Genomic DNA, 19019 nt, shown 5'->3' with positions numbered 1-19019 from the left:
TTTTTTGTTTAACTATATTTATGAGATAATACTCCAAGCGAAATTTTATTAAATTTGCAGCATGTACTTTTTCCGCAAAAAAGACCCAAACAGGCCAACAAGTTTTAATTTAAAGGTAATGCATACCATCAATGCCATTGCCATAACTGTGTTTTTGCTGGGGATAATCTGGAAACTGATCTACTGGTTCATATTAAAAAAATAACATCCACAGCCCGCTGATGATCCGGCCGGCAAAACAATCATCAATTATAACATGAAAAAAGTAATTAATACCACCGATGCCCCTGCACCTATTGGGCCATACAACCAGGCTATACAAGCAGGCAATACTATTTTTGTATCAGGGCAAATACCTTTACACCCTTTTACCGGCGAGTTGGTTACTGATAACATTACCGCCGCCACACATTTAGTGATGGAAAACATTGGCGCCATACTAACCCAGGCAAAGGCCGATTTTACGCACATTGTTAAAAGCACCATATTTTTAACCAACATGGCCGATTTTGCTGAAGTAAATGAAGTTTACGGTTCATATTTTGAAGATAACTTCCCTGCGCGCGAAACAGTACAGGTATCAGCCTTACCTAAAGGTGTAAGTGTCGAAATTTCTGTAATAGCAGTTAAAGCCTGATAAACAACCCTTGAACGGTCAGTCATTTCAAACATCCATTGAATATTTAAAGGGCGTTGGTACTGCCCGTGCCGATGTGCTGAAAAAAGAACTGGGCATAAAAAACCTGGAAGATTTGTTACAGCATTTCCCCTTCAGGCATATTGACCGTACCCGGTATTATAAAATAAAAGATATCCAGCATGACCTGCCCTATGTGCAGGTCATTGCGCGTTTAACCCATAAAGAAATACTGGGCGAAAAGCATACCAAGCGGCTGGTAGCCCAGGTACAGGACGAAACCGGCGTGATGGAGCTGGTATGGTTCCAGGGGATAAAATGGGTTGAGAAAAACCTGGTAGTTGGCAAGGCCTACATCTTGTTTGGTAAGCCGGGATCATTTAACGGCAAAGCCCAGATGTCGCATCCCGAGTTTGATCCATATTCGACCGAGGCAATGCAGCGTAAAGGGAATATGACCCTGCAGCCCGTATACAGTTCGACCGAAAAGCTCAAGCAATTTACCTTAGACAGCAAAGGCCTGCAAAAGCTGATAACCGGCTTATTAGATCAATACGGCCGCGAGATCCACGAAAACCTGCCTGCTTACATCCTGAACAAATTTAAGCTAATGACCAGGGCCGATGCTTATCGAAATATTCATTTCCCCGAGGATGCCATTAAACTTGCCGAAGCCAAACATCGCTTAAAATTTGAAGAGCTTTTCTTTTTACAATTAAAACTGTTAAAGAATAAGTTACTGCGGGTACAAAAATTCAAGGGCAATATCTTTGATAAAGTGGGGCCGTATTTTAACGAGTTTTACCACCATAAACTCCCGTTTGAATTAACCAACTCACAGAAAAAAGTTTTAAAAGAGATCAGGCTGGATAGCCAGCGGGGCGTACAGATGAACCGCCTATTGCAGGGCGACGTAGGCAGCGGTAAAACTGTTGTGGCTTTAATGAGTATGCTGATAGCTATTGATAATGGTTTTCAGACCTGCATTATGGCACCTACCGAGATCCTGGCGAGTCAGCATTATCAAACTATAAAAAGCTTGGTGGGCGATGATTTTGTAGAGGTCGCATTGCTTACCGGGTCGACCAAGCCTAAAGACAGAAAGATACTCCACGAAAAACTGGAGAACGGCGAGCTTAAAATACTCATCGGTACCCATGCCCTTATTGAAGACAAGGTGCAATACAAAAACCTGGGTATGGTGGTTATTGACGAACAGCACCGCTTTGGCGTAGAACAACGTGCCAAACTTTGGCGAAAGAATACTGTGCCACCGCACATTTTGGTGATGACAGCTACTCCTATCCCGCGTACTTTGGCCATGACCTTATATGGTGACCTGGATGTTTCTGTAATTGACGAGCTGCCTGCCGGGCGTAAACCCATCAAAACTGTTCATTATTATGAGAACAGCCGCCTGCGGATGTTTGGCTTTATGAAAGAGGAAATAGCCAAAGGCCGGCAGATCTACATTGTATACCCGCTGATACAAGAAAGCGAGAAGCTTGATCTTAAAAACTTGATGGATGGCTATGAAGTAATATCGCGCGAGTTTCCGTTACCCCAATACAGGATAAGTGTTGTGTACGGTAAAATTAAACCTGCCGAAAAGGAATTTGAAATGCAGCGATTTGTTAAAGGCGAAACGCAGATAATGGTAGCCACTACGGTGATAGAAGTAGGTGTAAATGTACCCAATGCCTCGGTAATGATCATTGAGAATGCCGAGCGGTTCGGGCTATCGCAATTGCACCAGTTACGCGGCCGTGTAGGGCGCGGGGCCGAGCAATCCTTCTGTATCTTAATGAGCAAGGAAAAACTAAGCCCTGAAGGGCGGATCCGCTTAAATACCATGGTTAAAACCAATAATGGTTTTGAGATTGCCGAAACCGACCTGCAATTACGCGGCCCGGGAAACATTGAAGGCACACAACAAAGCGGGCTGCTTGACCTAAAAGTTGCCGACCTGACCACCGACCAGGAACTACTCATGCAATGCCGCAAATGCGTAGAAGACATCTTTGCCGTAGACCCGCAATTGGCCTCGCCCGAAAATCAAATATTGAACTTGGCGTTCCAGGCTAAGAATGCAGGGTTGAGTTGGGATAAGATCTCATAGAGTTAAATCTATGTGTCATTTCGATACGAAGTGAGAAATCTTAAACGTCATGCTACGGATCGCTTGTCTAAGATTTCTCACTCATACCTCGTATCGAAATGACAATCTTATTTCATCACATTATCATTTTGCCGTATTAGAATCTTTTAATCTCAAATCTTCACTGCCGAATCGTAAATTTGTCGCATGGCAGATCCCGCTAGTCAACCGCTACCTGAAAAGGACCCTTTCGTAGCTTTACGTTATAAAGATTTCCGCTCATACCTGGGCATGAAATTTTTCTTCACCTTTGCTTACCAGATGCAGGCCGTTATTTTAGGCTTTTACGTATACCAGTTAACCAAAAGCGCTTTCGCTTTAGGCTTGATCGGCTTAAGTGAAGCTATTCCGTCCATCGGTATCGCTTTATATGGCGGTTACATTGCGGACAAATCAGAAAAAAAGAAGATGCTTTTATTCGTATTCTTCGCGGTACTGATCTCGTCTATCGTCATGTTTACCATCACCTTAAAAAGTATGGAAAGCTATATTCACGCCGGGTGGATCATCCCAATTTTATATGTGATGGTGTTTTGTAATGGGGTTGCACGCGCGTTTTACAACCCGGCAGCCTTTACCATTATGGCGCACAGCGTACCAAAAGAAATTTATCCAAACTCAAGCAGCTGGAACAGCTCGAGCTGGCAAATTGCCTCGATATTAGGTCCGCTTGTTGGCGGGTTGCTGTATGGTTTTTATGGCATCACGGTAACGTTTAGCGTGATCATTGTATTTTTAACCGTGGCCTTGGTTTGCGTGTTCTTCCTGAAAAGATACCCGCCCGTTTATGTACCAAAAGAAAGCATCTGGGAAAGCCTGTCAGAAGGCATCCACTTTGTGTTCCATAATAAAATGATGATAGGCGCTATGAGCCTTGATTTGTTCTCGGTATTTTTTGGCGGGGCGGTGGCTTTGTTACCAGTGTTTGCTAATGAGATCTTACACGTAGGCCCGCAAGGTTTGGGCATTATGCGTGCTACATCATCGTTAGGCGCGGTATTGGTTATGCTGGCCATGGCCAGGATCTCGCCTATGGGCAAACCATGGCGTAATTTATTGATAGCGGTTACAGGCTTTGGCTTATCCATTATCTGCTTCGCTTTATCGCGTAATTTCTATTTATCGCTATTATTCTTATTTACCGAGGGTGGTTTTGACAGCATCAGTGTATTGATCCGCGGTACCATTATGCAGATCTTAACACCCGATAGTATGCGCGGCCGTGTATCGGCAGTAAATCAAATGTTTATCGGTTCGTCTAATGAGATCGGCGCCTTTGAATCAGGCACCGCGGCTAAATTGCTGGGTACAGTACCATCTGTATTATTTGGTGGTAGCATGACTTTGTTGATCGTAAGTATTACTTACTTTAAAACCAGGAAACTAATTCCGTTATCATTAAACGAGATCTCGTCGCCTGAGGCTAAGGAAGAGATTGCTATATAAAGATTACTTTCTTGTCATTTCGAAACATAGCGAGAAATCTTAAACGCCATATCACTGATCGCTTGTATAAGATTTCTCACTCGTTCCTCGTTTCGAAATGACAATTTTATTTTAAAGTATAAAATAACTAATCTATTCCAGCCGTAAATTTCTCACCGATCTGTTGTCTCCACATGGCATAGTATAATCCTTTCTGCTCTAACAACTCTGTATGTTTGCCGGATTCAATGATCCTGCCTTTTTCAAGCACATATACCCTATCGGCATGCATAATGGTGGATAATCGGTGCGCTATCAAAATGGTGATATGGTTGTGAAACTCAGAAACGTCCTTAATGGTTTCGGTTATTTCTTCCTCAGTCAGCGAGTCTAATGATGATGTCGCTTCATCAAATACCAACAGATCAGGCTGGCGCAGCAATGCACGGGCGATTGATAAACGCTGTTTCTCACCACCCGAAACTTTTACGCCGCCCTCGCCTATTATGGTATCCAGGCCATTGCTGGCACGGGCCATTAGGGTTTGGCATGCGGCACGTTGCAATACGTCAAGGCACTCTTCATCAGTAGCATCAGGGCGTACAAATAACAGGTTTTCGCGAATAGTACCCGAGAATAATTGGGTATCCTGGGTCACAAAACCTATTTTCTCGCGCAGCTGATCCAGGTCTATTTCCTTGCTGGCAATACCGTTGTAAGTGATATCCCCCTCTAAAGGCTGGTATAAGCCCACCAATAATTTAACCAGCGTGGTTTTACCCGAACCCGATGGACCAACAAAAGCGATGGTTTCGCCGCTATTGGTTTCAAAGGTAATATGGTTAAGCGCGTTGCGGTTAGCGGTTAAGTGTTTAAACGTTACGTTATTAAATATCAGTTTGGTGATTTTTTCAACCAATACCGGTTTTTCCGGTTTAACATCAATAGGCGTTTCAATTATCTTCTTAAAATTAGCTAAAGATACCTGTGCTTCACGCCATGACTGGATTACGTTACCTAACTCTTGCAAAGGGTTAAACAGGAAGAAAGAGTAGAATAAAAACTGCAGGTAGCTACCGGTAGTTAGCTCGTCTTTAAAAATCAACATAAGCAAAATTACCACCATACAGTTACGTACTAAGTTTACTATAGTACCCTGTATAAAGCTCATGCTACGTACAAATTTTACTTTTTTTAGCTCAAGATCGAGGATTTTAAAAGTTGTTTTGTTAAGGCGCTCTATTTCCTGGCTGGCTAAGCCAAGGCTTTTTACCAGTTCGATATTTCTTAAAGACTCAGTAGTAGACCCTGCCAAAGCCGTAGTTTCGCCAACTATGTTTTTTTGAATGGTTTTTATGCGTTTACTTAAAGCCGAGCTAACAAAAGCTATAATCGGTATAGCGGCAAAGTATACCAAAGTAACTTTGTAGTTAACACTTAGCGAATATACAATTACGAATATCATCCCTACCAAACTCACAAACAACACGCTGATAAATGAGGTAATAAATTTTTCACAGTCCAAACGCACTTTTTGTAAAACGCCAAGTGTTTCGCCGCTGCGTTGGTCCTCAAATACCTGGTAAGGCAGTTCAAGCGAGTGCTTTAACCCGTCGCCATACATAGCTGCGCCTGTTTTAAGCACAATGATATTGGTGAAATAATCCTGGAAATTTTTTGCTATCCGCGATACCATTGCCGCACCCAAAGCCAAACCAACTAATATCAGCGAACCGTGTAAACGGTATTCAAATGTAAAGTATGCATGGTGTGGTGGCAAGTGTGGTGGTACAATGTAATTATCGATGATATTGCGTGTGATCATAGGGTCAACCAGCGAGAAGCCAATATTGAAGCCCGCAAGTACTAAAGCAAGCACTACCGTCCAGCGATGATCTTTTAGGTATGATAAAAGTATTTTCATATATGCCGCAAAAATAAAAAAAGGGAGTGGCTAAGTAGCTCATTCCCTTTAATTTGACATTATATCCATTTTTACTTAACTTGACGCTTATGAAACTACCTGTAACATACGCGCTTATCCTTTTTTTGATATCATTCAAGTCATCAGCCCAAAAACCATGCGACTTTTTAGGGCCGCTACATTTTAAAAATGGGAAAGCTACAGCAATTGTAAAAGCCACCTATCTGGGCTTTACTGAAACCAACAATCCTCAAATCATTGAGCAACTTCACAAAAAGAAAATAATCGACGGTAAAAAATACGCCAATATTGATTTTAAGGGCGAGGGCGGCATTGGCGGTACCGATATTGATTTTTCTATCGCTAATTGCCCAACTCCTTTTTATTATGGCACGGTGCAGCAGGGCCTCAATTTAAACAAACTCAAATCGCGGAAAATCATTAAGATGAAATGCACAGTTTACCAAGGCGTAAAAAACGATAAAGGCTTACCATTTTTTACCGTCGAAGAAATAAACTGAAACAAAAAAGGCCACCCGAAAATTCCGGGTGGCCTTTTGTATTAATTTGGACCGGTATTAAACCGTCATGATATCTTTTTCTTTGGCTTCTGATAACTGATCTACCTTAACAATATAGGCATCTGTCAGTTTTTGTATCTCGCCCTCGCCTGTTTTCATTTCATCTTCTGATACACCTTCGGCTTTTAGTTTCCTGATCTTTTCATTGGCATCCTTACGTACGTTGCGGATAGCAATTTTACCGTTCTCGGCTTCGCCTTTGGCTTTTTTAACCAGGTCGCGGCGGCGCTCCTCTGTCAACGGAGGTACGTTAATGCGGATGATCACACCATCATTTTGTGGATTAACACCAAGGTTAGCTTCCATGATAGCTTTTTCGATAGCACCCAACAATGATTTTTCCCATGGCTGTACAACAATGGTACGTGCATCAGGCGTATTAACGCTGCCTACCTGGCTTAACGGGGTTGATGCACCGTAGTAATCAACATAAATATCGTCTAACATAGACGGGCTTGCTTTACCGGCACGTATTTTATTCAGCTCGTTGTCCGCGTGTTCAATAGCGCGTTCCATCGCCGCTTTAGCTTCGGTTACTTGTTTTTTAATGAGTTCGCTCATTGCTTTATTTTTTTGACAAAAATAGTAAAATCTGTGAAATAGCCTTATTTAACCAGTGTTCCTATTGGTTCACCTTCGGCAATTTTCATGAAGTTGCCAGGTTTGTTCATATCAAACACAATAATAGGCAGTTTATTTTCCTGGCAAAGGGTTATGGCGGTCATATCCATTACGTTCAAACCTTTGTCATAAACTTCCTGGAAAGTAATTTCGTCATAACGGGTAGCGCTTGGGTCTTTTTCCGGGTCGGCTGTATAGATACCGTCAACACGGGTACCTTTCAGTACCACATCTGATTTCATCTCGATAGCGCGAAGCGATGCCGCAGTATCTGTAGTGAAATAAGGGTTACCGGTACCGGCGCCGAATATTACAATTTTACCATTTTCTAAATGGGTCATGGCACGACGGCGGATATAAGGCTCGCATATCTGTTCCATTTTAATGGCCGATTGCAAACGGGTTTCAACACCAATACTTTCTAAAGCGTTTTGCAGGGCCATGCAATTGATAACGGTGGCCAGCATACCCATATAGTCTGCCTGGGCACGTTCCATGCCTGATTTTTCGGCACTTAATCCCCTAAAGATATTTCCCCCACCTACAACAACCGCTATTTCCATTCCTTTATCTTTAACAGCTTTTATATCATGCGCGTATTGTAAAACCTGCTTGTTATCAATGCCGTATTGCCTGTCGCCCATTAGCGACTCGCCACTAAGCTTAAGTAAGATTCTTTTATATTTCATGGATGGTATGGGATTTATCAAAAATATGTAATTAAAGCTATTGTTAAAATTTTATGTTGTTTTTGTTATGCCATTAAAGATCACGCCGGTAACTTCAAACTTGTCATCAAAAATAACCATGTTTGCATCCAGGCCTTTTTCTATTTTCCCGATGCCGGCATCACCGATCAATTGCGCGGGATATAAGGCAGCCATATTGATAGCTTCTGCCAGGCTGATGCCAACATGCTCCACGCAATTTTGTACAGCCTGCAGCATGGTAAGGCATGAGCCGGATAACGTTCCGTCGGGCATAGCATACCTGTCGCCTTTAAGCTGGTGCTTATACGCCCCGGTACTGCTTTCGGTTACCGCGTCGGTAATTAAAAATAGTTTATCGCCCAGTTCGCGCTTAGCCAGACGGATCATGGCGAAGTCAACATGGATACCGTCTGCGACTATGCTGGTGTATGGTCTCTCTTCAAATATCGCGGGGATATAACCCGGATCGCGGTGGTGCATGGGCGGCATGGCATTGTATAAATGCGTTACCGCTTGTATTTGTTTATTTAAAAAAGATTTTCCCTCAGCATATGTAGCATTGCTATGGCCCGATGATAATACGATGCCTTGCCCGTTCAGGTATGCTAAAACTTCGGTGTCCTGTAATTCGGGCGCAAGGGTTATCATTTTAATTAAGCCATTGGCTTTTTCAACCCAACTTTTTACCTGCCCGAGTGTAGCTTTTTTAATTAACGCAGGTGGATGAGCGCCACAGCGTTTAGAGTTTAAATAAGGCCCTTCCAGGTGCAAACCTAAAAAGTTGCCTATGCGTTTATCCCAATATTGCAATGCGGCATCGATGCCTTGCTCAACAATATCATCGGTATTGGTGGCAATGGTGGCAAAAAAACCTGTGCATCCCTGCGCCAGCAAAACTTGCTCCATTTGTGCCAAAGCATTGGACGATGGATCGCCGCCAAAAAATAAGGGTGAGCCTGCGCCGTAAATCTGTAGGTCTATTAACCCCGGAGCGAGATAGTTACCATTCAGATCGATGCGCGTTGCACCGGCGGGAATATCAGTATCGGCAATAATGTCAATGATCTTGTCGCCTTTTATCAAAACAGCTTTGCCCGTGGTAATAACACCATCAGATATCAGCTGAAGATTGTATATAGCGGTTATCATTTTTATTAACTCTGTAGAGACACAATACTTTGTGTCTCTCGTTTTGTGTTTCCGGCCAATCATTACAAAAGACGCAAAGTATTGCGTCTCTACGTGGAAACATTTTTGGCAAAAAAAATCCCCCGATAATTATCGGGGGATTAAAATATTTAAGCTCCTAAAGCAACCCGCTTAAAGGCTGTTACCGTAAGACCCTTTTCAACAGTATCTAAAAACTGAGATACGTTTTTTGACGAGTCCTTAACAAACTCCTGGTTTAACAGGGTTGAGTCTTTGTAGAATTTGTTCAATTTACCGGCAGCAATTTTTTCAACCATTTCTTCTGGTTTACCTTCTGCACGGATCTGGTCTTTAGCAATTTCAAGCTCACGCTCAATAATTGATGCATCAACACCGTCTTTATCAATAGCAACAGGGTTCATAGCTGCAATTTGCATAGCAACGTCTTTTCCTGCTTCGTCAGCACCTGCAACATTTTTGCTTAAGCCAACCAATACACCTAAACGGTAGTTACCATGTATGTAAGCAACAACTTTTTCGCCTTCGATGATCTCGAATTTAGATACACCAATTTTCTCGCCAATTTTACCGGTCTTGTCAATGCAAGCTTCGGCAATAGTTAAACGTGAATTTTCAATATCGATAGTTAAGTTGTTTAACTCTTCTAATGATTTTGGGTTTTGCTCAACAGCTTCGTTAGCTATCGCGTTAGCAAAAGCAATAAAATCAGCGTTTTTAGCTACGAAATCAGTTTCGCAATTTAACTCGATGATCACACCGCGTTTAAAATCAGCTGATGTGCGTGAAATAACCACACCTTCGTTTGACTCACGGTCCTGACGGCTGGCTGCTACTTTAGCACCTTTTTTTCTTAAAAAATCAATAGCTGCTTCAAAATCGCCATTGGTTTCAGTTAAAGCTTTTTTGCAATCCATCATACCGGCACCGGTTTGCTGGCGCAGTTTGTTTACATCGGATGCAGATATTTGTACTGTAGACATCTTGTTTTTGATTATAAGTTAAAAGTCGCAAGCCTTGAGTCTGGAAGTCGCACAGGACTATAGGCTCAAGACTTACGACTAAATATTATTACTCTTCTGTAGTATCAGCAGCTGCAGTTGTTTCGTCTTCTACTGCGGCAGTAGCTTCAACAGCTGTTTTGCGGGCTCTTTTACCTTCAGCGCCGGCAGCTCTGTCTGCAACTTCAGGAGCATCAGCTTTTGCTTTTGCCTGTGCTGCTTCTTTTTCAGCTTCGTCGTCTTTCTCGCGTTTGCGCTCGTCCAAACCTTCTTCTATCGCTTTGATAATGATACCGGTGATCAATGAAATTGATTTGGTAGCGTCATCATTTGCAGGGATAGGGAAATCGATGTTTGAAGGATCAGAGTTAGTATCAACCATTGCAAAGGTTGGGATATTTAACTTCAACGCTTCAGATACCGCGATGTGCTCTTTTTTAACGTCAATTAAAAACAATGCAGCTGGTAAGCGATTAAGGTCAGCAATACCACCTAATAAAGTTTCTAATTTGATACGCTCACGCTGTATCATCAATCTTTCTTTTTTAGAAAGGTTGGTGTAAGTACCGTCTTTGGTCAGTTTATCGATGTTTGACATCTTTTTGATCGACTTACGTACGGTAGCAAAGTTGGTTAACATACCACCCAACCAACGCTCGGTGATGAAAGGCATGTTTACACCTTTTGCATATTCAGCAACGATATCTTTCGCTTGTTTCTTTGTAGCTACGAATAATACTTTACGTCCTGATTTTACAATTTGTTTTATAGCTGCGGCAGCTTCTTCAACCTTTGATAAGGTTTTATTTAAATCGATAATGTGAATACCGTTGCGCTCCATGAAAATGTATTGAGACATTTTAGGATCCCATTTACGGGTAAGGTGACCAAAGTGTACACCTGCATCCAGTAACTCGTCGTATGTTGTTCTTGCCATTTTGTTGTCCTCCTTAAAATATTAACGTTTACTGAATTGGAATCTCTTACGTGCTTTCTTGCGACCTGGTTTTTTACGCTCAACCATACGGTTATCGCGGGTCATTAAGCCTTTAGCGCGCAATGAAGGTTTCTTATCAGCATCAAGTTCAACAATAGCTTTAGCAATAGCTAAACGAACGGCTTCTGCCTGTCCTTTTACGCCACCACCTGCTACGTTTACTTTAACATCATATTGTCCGGCAACACCGGCAACTTCTGTTGACTGGGTAACTACGTATTGCAATGGCAATGTAGGGAAGTATTCTTTGTAATCTTTACCGTTAACGGTAATTGCACCGCTACCATCTGTAAGGTAGATCCGTGCAACGGCTGTTTTTCTTCTGCCTGAAGTGTTAGTTGTTGGCATTTTTCTTTTTCCTTAGTTTTTTAAATTAAATGGCTTTTGGGTTTTGTGCTTCATGCGGGTGTTTGTCGCCTGCATATACATGCAGATTGCCAAACAATGCTTTGCCCAAACGACTTTTAGGTAACATACCACGTACCGCTTTTTCAATTACGCGTGTAGGATGTTTTGCCATTAACTCCTTAGGAGAAATGAAACGCTGACCACCCGGATAACCGGTGTAAGAAACATATTGCTTATCGCTGAATTTGTTTCCGGTCAACTTTACCTTGTCTGCGTTGATAACTATTACATTATCACCACAGTCTACGTTTGGGGTAAAATCTGGCTTGTTTTTTCCACGGATGATCATTGCGATCTTAGTAGACAAGCGCCCCAAAATCTCGCCTTGTGCGTCAACAACAACCCATTGCTTGTTAACGGTTTTTTTGTTGGCTGAGACAGTTTTGTAACTTAACGTATTCACTTGCTTTAAATTAAATTATTAAAATGTTAATATAACCCCGCTTTTTCGGGACTGCAAAGATACGGTTATTTAGTTTAATTGCAAGTGGTTTTTAAGGAAATAATTGGAAATATTAATACTTGCTGATCTTTCGGCTGGTATGCCTTATTCTCAATATTTTTATTTGATTGTTTTTAACACGATAAGAGATACGATATTCATCAATCTCAAAAGCATGATAGGTACCATCATTATCTTTTTTGTATTTATCTGTAGGATAAATATTATAATTTTCGATAAGGTTTTCTACTGTTAAAAATATGCATCTTCGAGTTCGATAGCATATTTAAAAAAACCTTTTTCAATTATAAAATCTAAAGCTTTTTCTAATTGAGCAAGTGCGGGTTTAGACCATTTAACTTCCACTGGTGCGTTTCCTTCTATCTGCGAAATGTTTTTTTGTCTGGTCATGTGTCAGAAAATCGCCTGCATCCATTTGCGCTTCAGCTTCTTCTAACTCTTTATTATATTGGGTTATAAACTCAACATCAGTCAGAGCATCTTCTTCGGCGGACTTATATTTATAGTGCCCGTTATTAAGAAAATCCAGCAACGCTTTTTCTTCCTCTTCGTTAAACGTATAAACCTGTATAGTCATATTACAAATTTAACTATTGGGATGATTAAATATAACACTTATGCTGTCCGAAGTTTGCAACTTCGGACGATTATGCATGTAGTTTCCAACTATATGCTTCATTGCCAATAGTCTAAAGACTATGTGCATAGTTGTCCGAAGTTATAAACTTCGGACAGCGGTTATCCATAAGCTCTTATCCCCCTCAAACACAAATATCCATACATCATGGTGACACTATTCCGTCACTAAATCGCTGTATCAAAACCTACTTAAATCAAGTAAAAGTGTTCCAAATTGTTCCATGAAACCAAATCCATAAGACCAATTACCTCATTTATATATACTTGCAAAAACAGGTGTGCCAAAGTGTATCATTGAAAAACATTCAATTTGGTACAGCACACCAGTGCAAGTTAAAAGCAATTCCTGCTTACAAACTATGCATTTCTTTCCTATATTTAGCCCATTAAAAACTGATTTCAATTACGCTAATCTATGTTCAAATCGATCTCCCTATCGGCATTGTTTTGCCTTGTCCTGATCCAGGCAAACGCGCAGGACCTGTATACCCCCCGCGACATCCATAAAGCCTATAATAAAGGCACCCGCGATATCAGCGGCAAGCCCGGCAAAAACTATTGGCAAAACACTGGTAATTATAACATCGCTATCAGCATGACACCGCCTAACCGGCTGGTTAAAGGCACCGAGCAGATCACCTATTTTAATAACAGCCCGGATACTTTAAAGCGGCTCAACATGAAGCTGATCTTGAACATCCACCGCCCGGGTGTAGCCCGGTTTAGCGGGGCCAGCGATGATTACCTGACATCAGGTCTGCAGATAGACAACTTTACCGTTAACGGCGCTGCCCACAAATGGGACAACGTTGCCATATCAGGCACTAACCAAATGATAGGCCTGGCTAAACCTTTAATGCCGCATGACTCTGTAAAGCTGAACATCGACTGGCACTTCGACCTGTCTAAAGAAAGCGGCCGCGAAGGGGTGATAGACTCCACCACCTTTTACCTAGCTTACTTCTACCCGCGTGTCTCTGTGTATGATGATTACAACGGCTGGGACACCTTGCCATTTTTAGACGCGCAGGAGTTTTACAACGACTTTAACAATTACACACTTAACGTAACCGTACCTAAAAACTACCTCGTATGGAGTACCGGCACACTGCAAAATGCCGCGCAGGTGTTACAACCCGAGTTTGCAAAACGCCTGCAGCAATCCATGACCAGCGACAGCACCATCCATATTGCCACACCTGCCGACCTAGCCGCTAAGAACATCACCGCGCAAAACGCCACCAACACCTGGACATGGACGGCCACCGATATATCTGACATGGCCGTTGGCGTAAGCGATCATTATAACTGGGACGGCGCAAGCGTTCTGGTTGATGATGCCACGCACCGTATCGCCAGTGTACAGGCAGCTTATCCCGACAAGTCAGAGGACTTTCACCATTCGGTGCAGTTTAGCCGTAATGCGCTGGGCTGGTTCTCGCACAACTGGCCAGGCGTACCTTATCCGTTCCCAAAGATGACCGTTTTCCAGGGTTTTGCCGATATGGAGTATCCCATGATGGTGAATGACAGCCATGAGGAAGATGTAAACTTCGCCCAATTTGTGCAGGATCATGAGATAGCACATACCTACTTCCCTTTTTATATGGGCATCAATGAAACCCGCTACGGTTTTATGGACGAAGGCTGGGCAACTACCTTTGAAATACTGATCGGCACAGCGGAAAGAGGTAAAAAGAAAGCCGATGACCTGTATAAAAGCTTCCGCGTAGAGAGTTATATTAACAATCCGTCTACCATGGAAGATCTGCCGATCATCACCCCTACCAGCGAGCTGCGCCAGGGATATGGCAATAACGCTTATGGCAAGCCATCATTAAGTTACCTGGCTTTAAAGGATATGCTGGGCGATGCCTTGTTTAAAAAAGCGCTGCATACCTATATGGATAACTGGCATGGCAAACACCCTATCCCATGGGATTACTTCAACTCGATGAACACCGGGTCAGGCAAAAACCTGAACTGGTTCTTTAAAAACTGGTTCTTCACCAATAACTACATTGACCTTGGTTTACAGGATGTAAAACCCGTTGCGGGCGGATATAAGGTGACAATTAATAATGTAGGCGGGTTTGCAGTTCCGTTTGATGCTATAATTACTTATGCCGACGGTACAACTTCAAGCACGCATGCCACACCTGCCGTTTGGGAGAAGAACGAGAAATTCATCACCATTACCGTTAAGGCCAATAAAACCGCAAAGTCCATCAAACTGGATTGCGGGATCTTTATGGATGCTGATTTAAGTAATAATACGTGGGTTGCTAAGTAAGCTAATTATACAACGCTCATACCAGATAGCGATGGCTTTAAAACCCATCGCTATTTTTTTTTGTCACTATTTACCCCTAAACAAGTCCTGTTCACCCCTGATATAATTGACCATCATGTTATAGTTTTGCATTACACCAATTGCCAATATAATGAAAGCCCAGCAAGCCAAAACCATAGACGAATACATAGCCGGTTACCCAACAGATGTGCAGCAACTGCTGCAAACCATTCGCACTACCATCCATAACGCAGCGCCTGACGCAGAAGAAGCCATAGCATACGGCATCCCTACGTTTAAACTAAACGGTAACCTGGTGCATTTTGGCGGTTACAAAAACCACATCGGCTTTTACCCGGCACCTATGGGCATTGAAGCCTTTAAAGAAGAAACCGCGCAATATGAGGCCGGCAAAGGCACATTGCAATTCCCGGTTGATCAGCCGTTGCCTTTAGATTTGATCGGGAAGATCGTAAAATTTAGGGTAGAAAAGAATTTGGCGAAGGGGGAAAAGAATAAATAATTTTAAACATACTAATATTTTTAGTAATATTACAAAAAATATTAGTATGTTTAAAATTAGGATAGCCGATATTATTAACATGTCGAACAATGAACTCCTAGAAAGAAAAGAGTGTAGTGAATCTGCTTTTTGGAGTTTTGCTCAATTGGAACCTGAAATATATTTAAAAGAAATAAGCCCAATCGTTCTTGCTATTGTACTGGAAACATATGAAAATTCAAAATTCGCAAAAGCATTAAATGAAGAATTTGAGCTAACAACTGAATTAGAGATTGAGTTTCATGAAGCTTTTAATTTATTAAGAGTTTTCATTGATTTGAACAGAAGTGCAGGAAACTTGATTTTAAGGCGTTTTGAATTCGAAGAAGATAGCGACAAAAAATACAAAGTAATGTTTGCCTTTAGATTTGTTGCTATGCTCCTAAAAAGAGCAGAATCAATTTTTTCATTGTTAAAAAATGGTTTTTCCGATGATGCTTTAGGACGTTGGCGAACGATGCATGAATTAAGTGCAGTTTTGTTAACCTTGATTAAAAGTGAAATTAAAACGGTAAAAATGTATTATGATTATTTACCAATTGATAAATGCAGAGAAATAAAGATTTTCCAGGAAAATTGTCCTAAGTTAAATTTAAGACCTTTCAATGAAAATGCAGTAAAATATTGGGAAAATTGGAAAAATGCATCAACTAGTAAATATGGGAAAGACTTTGAGAAACCTTATGGCTGGGCAATAAAAATTTTACCTGAGGTACATAAGAGAAACTTAAGAGGTTTGGAGGAAATAGCAGGAATTTCAGCCATGAGATCGTTTTATATGTATGCTGGACAATCCATTCATGCTGGCGCTGATAGTTTTGAAACTTACGTAAATCATATTAACAGAAAGGATTTTTTTAAAATGTCTAAACCGACATCATATGGGATAAGTGAGCCTGCAAATTTTTGTTGTTGGACACTAATTACAGTTATATCAGACCTTTTAGATTTAAGAGAAGAAAACGAATTTGCAGTACTTAAACAAAGCCTTATTGATCTTTATCATCAAACATGTAATGAATTTAAAAAAGCAGGAAATAAGTTGGATTACGAAAAATATGGTCAGCAAATAGTATAAGCTTATTTACCAACACCCCTTTGACATTCCAACCCATAACCCGATTTTCGCTATCCCAATAGAAGGATACCGAAAATGACAACCCATTATAAAAAATTAGCTGCCGAATTTTCAATTGCCGAAAAGCAGGTTATTGCCACCGTTAATTTGTTAGACGAGGGCGCCACCGTTCCGTTTATATCACGTTACCGTAAAGAATTGACCGGGAGCCTTGACGAGGTGCAGGTAGCCGGCATCCGCGACCGCATACAACAACTGCGCGAACTGGACAAACGCCGCGAAGCCATATTAAACTCGCTTACCGAAATGGGCAAACTAACGCCCGAACTGGAAGCGCAGATCAAAGCCGCCGAAACAATGGTACTGCTTGAAGATATTTATCTGCCGTATCGCCCAAAAAGAAAAACCCGCGCCAGCATAGCCCGCGAAAAAGGTTTACAACCTTTAGCCGATCTGCTTTTCGCGCAAAATAAGTTTGATATAGAAGCCGAGGCTGAAAAATATATCTCGGAAGAAAAAGGTGTTGCTACTATCGAGGAAGCGTTGGGCGGTGCACGCGATATCATTGCCGAGCACATCAGCGAGGATGCCGCCGTACGTACCAAGATCCGTGAATTGTTTATGGAGAAAGGCTCGTACAAAAGCCGGGTAATTCCGGGTAAAGAGACCGAAGGCATTAAGTACAAAGATTATTTTGAGTGGGAAGAGCCTGTAAAATCAGCGCCATCGCACCGCATACTGGCCATGCGCCGGGGCGAGAAAGAAGAAATTCTTTACCTGGATGTTTTACCGCCCGAAGATGAGGCGATAGATCAATTGGAAAAAGCGTTCATCACCGGCAATAACGCCGCTGCTGACCAGGTTAAACAAGCCCTGACGGATGGCTACAAACGCCTGCTGCGCCCGTCGATGGAAACAGAAGTGCGCCTGCTCACCAAAAAGAAAGCCGATGAAGAAGCTATCCGCGTATTTGCAGAGAACGCCCGCCAGTTACTTTTAGCCGCGCCGCTTGGGCAAAAACGCACCATGGCTGTCGATCCTGGTTTCCGTACCGGTTGCAAGGTGGTTTGCCTGGATGAACAGGGTAAGCTGTTAGAGTACACCGCCGTTTTCCCGCACACCGGCGCGGGGCAGGCAAAGGAAGCCGAAAAAACTATTCAGCATTTATTTGAGAAATACAGCATACAAGCTATAGCGATAGGGAACGGTACAGCCGGGCGCGAAACCGAATTGTTCATCCGCAAGCTTAATTTACCGGGCGTTGATGTGGTAATGGTAAATGAAAGCGGCGCTTCTATCTATTCGGCATCTGAAGTGGCACGCGAGGAATTTCCGGACAAGGACGTTACCGTAAGGGGCGCTGTGTCAATCGGCCGCAGGCTGATGGACCCGCTGGCCGAACTGGTAAAGATCGATCCGAAATCTATCGGCGTTGGGCAGTACCAGCATGATGTAGATCAGAATAAATTACAGGCGTCGCTGGACGATACGGTGATCAGCGCGGTAAATGCTGTTGGTGTGGAGTTGAATACTGCGTCAAAACAGATCCTTGCTTATGTATCCGGGCTGGGGCCGCAACTGGCGCAAAAGATAGTTGAATACCGCGACGAGAACGGCGCGTTTAAACATCGCGATCAGCTTAAAAAAGTACCCCGCCTGGGTGATAAGGCTTTTGAGCAGGCTGCAGGATTTTTACGTATCCACAATGCAGAGAACCCATTGGATGCAAGTGCTGTGCACCCTGAACGTTATCCGTTGGTAGCACAAATAGCAAAAGACAAAGGTTGCACCGTGAATGACCTGATGCGCGATGATAAACTGCGCCAAAGCATCCCGCTGCAAAAATATATTACCGATACAGTGGGTTTGCCTACACTTAATGACATCATGGCCGAGCTGGCCAAACCCGGCCGCGACCCGCGTGAAAAGTTTGAGGCCTTTAGCTTTACCGAAGGTATAAACAGCATTACCGATTTGAAAGCAGGCATGAAACTGCCGGGCATTGTAACCAACATTACCGCGTTTGGCGCTTTTGTGGATATCGGAGTGCACCAGGATGGACTGGTACATTTAAGTCAGATAACCAATCGCTTTATTAAAGACCCTAACGAGGTACTAAAAGTGCACCAACAGGTAGAGGTAACTGTGACCGAGGTTGACGCGGCCCGCAAACGGATCTCATTATCCATGAAGACGGATGAGCCTAAAAAAGATAATCGCCCGGCAAATCCAAAAGGAAACCAGCCTGCCAAACCGGCTTATAACCATCAGCCTAAAAGAAAAGAAGCCGAACCTGAAACCGATATGGCGGTTAAGTTAGCGGCTTTGAAAAAAATGTTCAAATAATTTTAATTA

General features: G+C 42.5%; 19 protein-coding genes. 9 read left to right on the top strand and 10 right to left on the bottom strand.

What is annotated here, in order from left to right; all coding sequences use genetic code 11:
* Window positions 1-61: 61 nt before the first annotated feature.
* The 4 genes from FO440_RS24375 to FO440_RS08720 all read left to right on the top strand — a co-directional run bounded on the left by FO440_RS24375 (window position 62) and on the right by FO440_RS08720 (window position 4241).
* Window positions 62-205, top strand: a complete 144-nt coding sequence (locus FO440_RS24375) for a DUF6728 family protein (protein ID WP_186292606.1) — start codon at window positions 62-64, stop codon at window positions 203-205.
* Between the two features lie 51 nt (window positions 206-256).
* On the top strand, window positions 257-637 hold the full coding sequence (locus FO440_RS08730) for a RidA family protein (protein WP_144247805.1): 381 nt from the start codon (window positions 257-259) through the stop codon (window positions 635-637).
* 10 nt (window positions 638-647) lie between these two features.
* On the top strand, window positions 648-2756 hold the full coding sequence (gene recG, locus FO440_RS08725; protein WP_144247804.1) for an ATP-dependent DNA helicase RecG: 2109 nt from the start codon (window positions 648-650) through the stop codon (window positions 2754-2756).
* A gap of 186 nt (window positions 2757-2942) precedes the next feature.
* A complete protein-coding gene (locus FO440_RS08720; protein ID WP_144247803.1) occupies window positions 2943-4241 on the top strand; it encodes an MFS transporter in 1299 nt (432 codons plus the stop codon).
* Window positions 4242-4368: 127 nt separating this feature from the next.
* On the opposite strand, the gene FO440_RS08715 is transcribed toward FO440_RS08720, so the two are convergent.
* Entirely contained in the window at window positions 4369-6144 is a 1776-nt protein-coding gene (locus FO440_RS08715) for an ABC transporter ATP-binding protein (RefSeq protein WP_144247802.1), read from the bottom strand.
* An 89-nt stretch (window positions 6145-6233) separates the two neighbouring features.
* Here FO440_RS08715 and FO440_RS08710 point away from each other — a divergent pair, with 89 nt between their 5' ends.
* A complete protein-coding gene (locus tag FO440_RS08710) occupies window positions 6234-6665 on the top strand; it encodes a hypothetical protein (protein ID WP_144247801.1) in 432 nt (143 codons plus the stop codon).
* A gap of 57 nt (window positions 6666-6722) precedes the next feature.
* Here the strand turns inward: FO440_RS08710 and frr are convergent, their stop codons facing one another.
* From frr to FO440_RS08665, 9 genes are all read right to left on the bottom strand, one after another.
* Window positions 6723-7286: a ribosome recycling factor gene (frr, locus tag FO440_RS08705; protein WP_144247800.1), complete on the bottom strand. Its 564-nt coding sequence runs from the start codon at window positions 7284-7286 to the stop codon at window positions 6723-6725.
* A 44-nt stretch (window positions 7287-7330) separates the two neighbouring features.
* Window positions 7331-8035, bottom strand: a complete 705-nt coding sequence (pyrH, locus tag FO440_RS08700; RefSeq protein ID WP_144247799.1) for a UMP kinase — start codon at window positions 8033-8035, stop codon at window positions 7331-7333.
* A 51-nt stretch (window positions 8036-8086) separates the two neighbouring features.
* Window positions 8087-9205: an N-acetylglucosamine-6-phosphate deacetylase gene (gene nagA / locus FO440_RS08695; RefSeq protein ID WP_144247798.1), complete on the bottom strand. Its 1119-nt coding sequence runs from the start codon at window positions 9203-9205 to the stop codon at window positions 8087-8089.
* Between the two features lie 149 nt (window positions 9206-9354).
* The gene (gene tsf / locus FO440_RS08690) at window positions 9355-10206 is read right to left on the bottom strand and encodes a translation elongation factor Ts (RefSeq protein WP_144247797.1); all 852 of its coding nucleotides are present in this window, start codon (window positions 10204-10206) and stop codon (window positions 9355-9357) included.
* Window positions 10207-10294: 88 nt separating this feature from the next.
* A complete protein-coding gene (gene rpsB / locus FO440_RS08685; RefSeq protein WP_144247796.1) occupies window positions 10295-11161 on the bottom strand; it encodes a 30S ribosomal protein S2 in 867 nt (288 codons plus the stop codon).
* Window positions 11162-11182: 21 nt separating this feature from the next.
* A complete protein-coding gene (gene rpsI, locus FO440_RS08680; RefSeq protein WP_144247795.1) occupies window positions 11183-11569 on the bottom strand; it encodes a 30S ribosomal protein S9 in 387 nt (128 codons plus the stop codon).
* 25 nt (window positions 11570-11594) lie between these two features.
* A complete protein-coding gene (gene rplM / locus FO440_RS08675) occupies window positions 11595-12032 on the bottom strand; it encodes a 50S ribosomal protein L13 (protein ID WP_144247794.1) in 438 nt (145 codons plus the stop codon).
* Between the two features lie 112 nt (window positions 12033-12144).
* Window positions 12145-12333 carry a type II toxin-antitoxin system RelE/ParE family toxin gene (locus FO440_RS25095; protein WP_394348364.1) on the bottom strand — a complete coding sequence of 63 codons (189 nt, stop codon included), beginning with the start codon at window positions 12331-12333 and terminating at the stop codon, window positions 12145-12147.
* A gap of 93 nt (window positions 12334-12426) precedes the next feature.
* Entirely contained in the window at window positions 12427-12669 is a 243-nt protein-coding gene (locus FO440_RS08665) for a hypothetical protein (RefSeq protein WP_144247793.1), read from the bottom strand.
* 477 nt (window positions 12670-13146) lie between these two features.
* Between FO440_RS08665 and FO440_RS08660 the strand changes: the two genes are divergently transcribed.
* The 4 genes from FO440_RS08660 (at window position 13147) to FO440_RS08645 (ending at window position 19010) form a co-directional block, all read left to right on the top strand.
* The gene (locus FO440_RS08660) at window positions 13147-15024 is read left to right on the top strand and encodes a M1 family metallopeptidase (RefSeq protein WP_144247792.1); all 1878 of its coding nucleotides are present in this window, start codon (window positions 13147-13149) and stop codon (window positions 15022-15024) included.
* Between the two features lie 151 nt (window positions 15025-15175).
* Window positions 15176-15547 (top strand): iron chaperone, encoded by a 372-nt coding sequence (locus tag FO440_RS08655; RefSeq protein WP_144247791.1) that lies wholly within the window; start codon window positions 15176-15178, stop codon window positions 15545-15547.
* Between the two features lie 79 nt (window positions 15548-15626).
* Window positions 15627-16664, top strand: coding sequence for a DUF5677 domain-containing protein (locus tag FO440_RS08650; protein WP_144247790.1), 1038 nt, complete (start codon window positions 15627-15629; stop codon window positions 16662-16664).
* A gap of 75 nt (window positions 16665-16739) precedes the next feature.
* Window positions 16740-19010, top strand: coding sequence for a Tex family protein (locus tag FO440_RS08645; protein WP_144247789.1), 2271 nt, complete (start codon window positions 16740-16742; stop codon window positions 19008-19010).
* The last annotated feature ends 9 nt before the right edge of the window (window positions 19011-19019 follow it).

Source organism: Mucilaginibacter corticis (assembly GCF_007558865.1).
Taxonomy (GTDB): domain Bacteria; phylum Bacteroidota; class Bacteroidia; order Sphingobacteriales; family Sphingobacteriaceae; genus Mucilaginibacter; species Mucilaginibacter corticis.
Note: the sequence above shows the minus strand (reverse complement) of the source record. Positions and strands in the feature narration are given on the sequence as shown.

What these genes read in the sequence shown, in the direction of transcription:
- pyrH (WP_144247799.1), bottom strand. Translation starts at nt 8,035, where the DNA reads ATGAAATATAAAAGAATCTTACTTAAGCTTAGTGGCGAGTCGCTAATG.
- FO440_RS08660 (WP_144247792.1), top strand. Translation starts at nt 13,147, where the DNA reads ATGTTCAAATCGATCTCCCTATCGGCATTGTTTTGCCTTGTCCTGATC.
- nagA (WP_144247798.1), bottom strand. Translation starts at nt 9,205, where the DNA reads ATGATAACCGCTATATACAATCTTCAGCTGATATCTGATGGTGTTATT.
- FO440_RS08710 (WP_144247801.1), top strand. Translation starts at nt 6,234, where the DNA reads ATGAAACTACCTGTAACATACGCGCTTATCCTTTTTTTGATATCATTC.
- FO440_RS08645 (WP_144247789.1), top strand. Translation starts at nt 16,740, where the DNA reads ATGACAACCCATTATAAAAAATTAGCTGCCGAATTTTCAATTGCCGAA.
- FO440_RS24375 (WP_186292606.1), top strand. Translation starts at nt 62, where the DNA reads ATGTACTTTTTCCGCAAAAAAGACCCAAACAGGCCAACAAGTTTTAAT.
- FO440_RS08715 (WP_144247802.1), bottom strand. Translation starts at nt 6,144, where the DNA reads ATGAAAATACTTTTATCATACCTAAAAGATCATCGCTGGACGGTAGTG.
- FO440_RS08665 (WP_144247793.1), bottom strand. Translation starts at nt 12,669, where the DNA reads ATGACTATACAGGTTTATACGTTTAACGAAGAGGAAGAAAAAGCGTTG.
- FO440_RS08730 (WP_144247805.1), top strand. Translation starts at nt 257, where the DNA reads ATGAAAAAAGTAATTAATACCACCGATGCCCCTGCACCTATTGGGCCA.
- FO440_RS08650 (WP_144247790.1), top strand. Translation starts at nt 15,627, where the DNA reads ATGTCGAACAATGAACTCCTAGAAAGAAAAGAGTGTAGTGAATCTGCT.
- rpsB (WP_144247796.1), bottom strand. Translation starts at nt 11,161, where the DNA reads ATGGCAAGAACAACATACGACGAGTTACTGGATGCAGGTGTACACTTT.
- FO440_RS08720 (WP_144247803.1), top strand. Translation starts at nt 2,943, where the DNA reads ATGGCAGATCCCGCTAGTCAACCGCTACCTGAAAAGGACCCTTTCGTA.
- FO440_RS08655 (WP_144247791.1), top strand. Translation starts at nt 15,176, where the DNA reads ATGAAAGCCCAGCAAGCCAAAACCATAGACGAATACATAGCCGGTTAC.
- tsf (WP_144247797.1), bottom strand. Translation starts at nt 10,206, where the DNA reads ATGTCTACAGTACAAATATCTGCATCCGATGTAAACAAACTGCGCCAG.
- rpsI (WP_144247795.1), bottom strand. Translation starts at nt 11,569, where the DNA reads ATGCCAACAACTAACACTTCAGGCAGAAGAAAAACAGCCGTTGCACGG.
- frr (WP_144247800.1), bottom strand. Translation starts at nt 7,286, where the DNA reads ATGAGCGAACTCATTAAAAAACAAGTAACCGAAGCTAAAGCGGCGATG.